Here is a 3,877-nt window from a genome sequence, read left to right on the forward strand (position 1 = left end):
ATGGGTAGAAAACTGATCCGCACCATTGGACAGGTGCGCGCTAATTTTGCCATGACGATGATGGCAGCATGTTACAACCTAAAGCGGTTGGCGTACTTCCAGAGCGCGTGCATCGTGGCTTTCTGACGCCCAGAATGGGTCAAATGGCCCTAGCCAGGGCAATGTGCGATAGAATCAGTAGCGTGATAATCAAAAAAAATCTAATTATTTAGAATGAAAGCCAAGGGTTAATTGAAAATCTTGAGTTTTTCGAGGTGCCCGTACGTTAAAAAGTTACCTTGATAAAAATGGCATGCTCACAATGAGGGGGATGCGTTTTTTGGAAACCCGCTAGCATTTCAGTAAAAGTTGCTCTGTTATTTTTAGCTGGCTAACAGATAAAATCGGTTGCCAGCAACAAATCTTTCTTTTCGGATATTGAAGCTGCTCCTAGTTTAACATATGTATCAATTCGGTATCTGTAAGCAAAGTTTAAGTACAATGCAATGATTTAAATACCAGCATAGCTGGTATTCGTCGCTTGATATGTCGATGTTCTGTTTTACCCGAATGGTTAATTATTTATTCTATCTATCAGTAATATCTTTAACCGTATAATATTTTATTAGTTTTGATAAAATTGATATCTTACTTATCCCAAAAACATCTTTTTTGTCAAAACTTACGTCGGATAATAAAAAACCCTATGGTGAACCATAGGGTTGAGAACTAGGAAAATAAAATAGCGTTTAATTACAGCACATTGATACAGTTTAACTCTTTATATGCAAGTTCTAAACGCTCAATCATGGAAGTCTGACCCGCACGCAGCCAAACACGAGGATCATAATATTTTTTATTAGGTTTATCTTCACCTTCTGGATTACCCAGTTGGCTTTGTAGATAACCTTCATTTTTCTTATAATAATGCAAAATGCCTTCCCAGGTCGCCCACTGGGTGTCAGTATCAATATTCATTTTTACCACACCATAACTGACCGCTTCTTTAATCTCTTCAGCAGTAGAGCCTGAACCTCCATGGAAAACAAAATTCAGATTATTTTCCGCTGACAAATTAAATTTCTGCGCAACGTACTGTTGTGAGTTGTGTAGAGTTTTTGGTGTTAATTGAACGTTGCCTGGCTTATAAACACCATGCACATTACCGAAAGATGCCGCAATAGTAAATCGATGACTAATTTTACTCAATTGCTCATAAGCATAAGCGACATCTTCGGGCTGTGTATAAAGCGATGAGCTATCTAAGTCAGTGTTATCGACACCATCTTCCTCACCACCAGTGCAACCTAACTCAATTTCTAATGTCATGCCCATTTTGCTCATCCGTTGCGAATATTGAGAGCAAATTTCAATATTTTCCGCCAATGACTCTTCAGACAAATCGATCATATGCGATGAAAACAGTGGCTTACCGGTGGTTTTATAATATTCCTCGCCAGCATCTAGCAAGCCATCAATCCATGGCAGTAGTTTACGTGCACAATGATCAGTGTGTAAAATAACAGCGACACCATAATGTTTTGCCATTTGATGCACATGATGAGCACCTGATATTGCGCCTAAAATCGCAGCTTGCTGACCTTCTGCTTTTAGACCTTTACCGGCGATAAACGCAGCACCACCGTTAGAAAATTGGACAATTACCGGAGAACGAACTTTAGCAGCAGTTTCCAAAACAGCATTAATCGAATCTGTACCGACACAATTGACTGCCGGCAACGCAAATTTATGTTGTTTTACAACGGCAAAAACTTTTTGCACATCATCGCCGGTAATAACACCTGGTTTTACAAAATCAAAAATCTTAGACATGAGATAAAATCCTATTATTGGACAGGTGAACAGGGCTACCTGTCATTTTCTTCAGATATAATTACTGTTTTGCTCGTTCTTCTAACACAACAACTGCAGGTAATTTTTTACCTTCCACAAATTCAAGAAAAGCACCACCGCCAGTAGAAATATAAGAAATTTTATCCGCAATACCAAACAGATCAATCGCCGCTAATGTATCACCACCACCTGCAATAGAAAAAGCTTCACTTTCTGCAATCGCTTGGGCAATCACTGCGGTGCCGTGGCGAAAATTAGGAAACTCGAAAACCCCAACCGGACCATTCCATAAAATCGTTTTTGCTTTTTTAAAAATACCCGCCAAACGTTCAGCAGTTTCATCGCCTAAGTCCAAAATCTGCTCATCATCTTTAACATCATTGACAGATTTCATTACCGCTTCAGCTGTTTCAGAAAATTCAGTCGCCACACGAACATCAGTGGGTACAGGAATATCGCAATTAGATAATAATTTTTCTGCTTCTGGGATCAAGTCATCTTCATATAAAGAACGGCCGACTTTATGACCTTCAGCAGCGATAAAAGTATTGGCAATACCGCCTCCCACAATAATTTGGTCGGCAATTTTTGCTAAAGAATCCAAGACAGTTAATTTAGTCGAAACTTTTGAACCACCAACGATTGCAACCATTGGGCGAGCAGGCTCTTTCAATGCTTTACCTAATGCGTCCAACTCAGCAAATAACAGCGGCCCTGCGCATGCTATCGGCGCAAATTTTGCCACACCATGGGTTGATGCCTGAGCACGGTGCGCCGTACCAAATGCATCCATTACATAAATGTCACAAAGTGCAGCATATTGCTTAGATAAATTTTCATCATCCTTTTTTTCACCCCGGTTGAAGCGTACATTTTCAAGAACCACCAGCTCGCCATTAGCAACTTCAACTCCATTTAAATAATCTTTTACTAAACGAACAGGATAGTCGAGCTTATCTGCTAAATAGTCTACAACGGGTTTCAATGAAAATTCCTCATTATACTCACCTTCAATCGGGCGACCTAAATGAGACGTTACCATTACCTTTGCACCTTGCTTTAAAGCGGTTTCAATCGTCGGTAAAGAAGCACGGATCCGTGCATCAGAGGTAACTTTGCCATCTTTGACAGGAACGTTTAGGTCAGCCCGGATGAATACTTTTTTACCCGCTAGATCTAAATCGGTCATCTTAATTACAGACATGGTGAATCCTCTCGTTGATTCTCTAAATTATTAATCTTCTGCTGTGCATGGAGAGCAATATTCCCCATACTGTCTGTCAACAGATAGATTTGTTGAAACCAGTAGCAGCCATTGCTAATGTCGTATCAAGCATACGATTGGCAAAACCCCACTCATTATCGCACCAAACTAAAATCTTAATTAGGTGTTGCCCACTAACTCGTGTTTGCGTACCATCTATAATAGCACTATGTGGGTCATGATTAAAATCTGTTGATACTAACGGCAGTTCAGTATAATCAACTATACCACGAAATGAACCTTCTGCTGCTTGTTGCAGCAGCTGATTGACTTTAGCTACCGTTACTTTAGATCTTACCGTCACACTCAGGTCGATCGCCGTTACATTGATAGTTGGTACGCGAACCGATATCGCTTCAAAATGATCTTTGAATTTTGGAAATATTCGTGTGATCCCAGCAGCCAATTTGGTATCAACAGGAATGATAGATTGGCTAGCGGCGCGTGTACGACGTAGATCTTGATGATAAGCATCAATAACCGGCTGATCATTCATTGCAGCGTGAATCGTTGTCACTGTACCAGACTCAATATCCAAAGCATCATCTAATATTTTAATCACAGGAATAATACAATTTGTGGTACAAGATGCGTTTGATACCAGTTGATCGCTATTTTTCAAACTGGTTTCATTAACCCCATAAACAATAGTTGCATCAAGATCAGTACTTCCCGGATGAGAAAATAGCACCTTTTTTGCGCCACTAGATAAATGCGCAGAGCCATCGGCCTTTGAACCATAAACACCCGTACAATCGAGTACTACATCAATATCCAATG

The 3,877-nt window shown here is 40.1% G+C and carries 3 protein-coding genes and 1 pseudogene; 1 reads left to right on the forward strand and 3 read right to left on the reverse strand.

Annotated elements, in window-relative coordinates; genetic code table 11:
* Positions 1-126, forward strand: a pseudogene (locus tag CBG25_RS04540) (IS5/IS1182 family transposase); the annotation flags it as partial.
* 606 nt (positions 127-732) lie between these two features.
* On the opposite strand, the gene fbaA reads toward CBG25_RS04540, so the two are convergent.
* From fbaA to CBG25_RS04555, 3 genes are all read right to left on the reverse strand, one after another.
* On the reverse strand, positions 733-1,812 hold the full coding sequence (fbaA, locus tag CBG25_RS04545; protein WP_290604883.1) for a class II fructose-bisphosphate aldolase: 1,080 nt from the start codon (positions 1,810-1,812) through the stop codon (positions 733-735).
* A 61-nt stretch (positions 1,813-1,873) separates the two neighbouring features.
* A complete protein-coding gene (gene pgk / locus CBG25_RS04550; protein ID WP_290604885.1) occupies positions 1,874-3,037 on the reverse strand; it encodes a phosphoglycerate kinase in 1,164 nt (387 codons plus the stop codon).
* 76 nt (positions 3,038-3,113) lie between these two features.
* Positions 3,114-3,877 (reverse strand): erythrose-4-phosphate dehydrogenase (locus CBG25_RS04555; protein ID WP_290604887.1); only part of this gene is annotated, 764 nt, incomplete at its 5' end.

The organism is Arsenophonus sp. ENCA (assembly GCF_002287155.1).
Classification (GTDB): Bacteria; Pseudomonadota; Gammaproteobacteria; order Enterobacterales; family Enterobacteriaceae; genus Arsenophonus; species Arsenophonus nilaparvatae.

What these genes read in the sequence shown, in the direction of transcription:
- fbaA (WP_290604883.1), bottom strand. Translation starts at nt 1,812, where the DNA reads ATGTCTAAGATTTTTGATTTTGTAAAACCAGGTGTTATTACCGGCGAT.
- pgk (WP_290604885.1), bottom strand. Translation starts at nt 3,037, where the DNA reads ATGTCTGTAATTAAGATGACCGATTTAGATCTAGCGGGTAAAAAAGTA.